Raw genomic sequence first — 350 nt, 5'->3', positions numbered from 1 at the left:
GAAAACCTTGCTGGTCAATGCCAGCAGGATCAAGGAGATCGGAATTGCCGGAGATGCCTTCTACCTGCAAGGACCAGTTCAATTCGACTATGGCTGCTTTACCTCGATCGGGAAAAAATTCATACGCCAACTTCAACTTGACCTGCGTTGACTGCTGCCCGGTGACGATTGGCGAGGGTTGCGTAATCGGGGCTGGCAGCGTGGTTACGAGAGACATCCCCGCAAACACGCTGTCCGTTGGCGTCCCATGCCACCCAATTCGCGAAATAACGGCAGAGGATGCCCTGGAAAATCATCCAGAGCTCTTCTAAAAAATAATCAATCCAGATGTGATATGACCCTTCAGAATC

Annotated in this window: 1 pseudogene; it reads left to right on the top strand. The window is 51.1% G+C overall.

The features are described from left to right. Positions 1 to 311, top strand: a pseudogene (locus ACLUXO_RS10325) (LbetaH domain-containing protein); the annotation flags it as partial. Between the last annotated feature and the right edge of the window lie 39 nt (positions 312 to 350).

The organism is Lactobacillus delbrueckii subsp. bulgaricus (assembly GCF_046938665.1).
GTDB classification, from domain to species: Bacteria; Bacillota; Bacilli; order Lactobacillales; family Lactobacillaceae; genus Lactobacillus; species Lactobacillus delbrueckii_C.
This window is presented reverse-complemented; position numbering and strand designations above follow the sequence as displayed.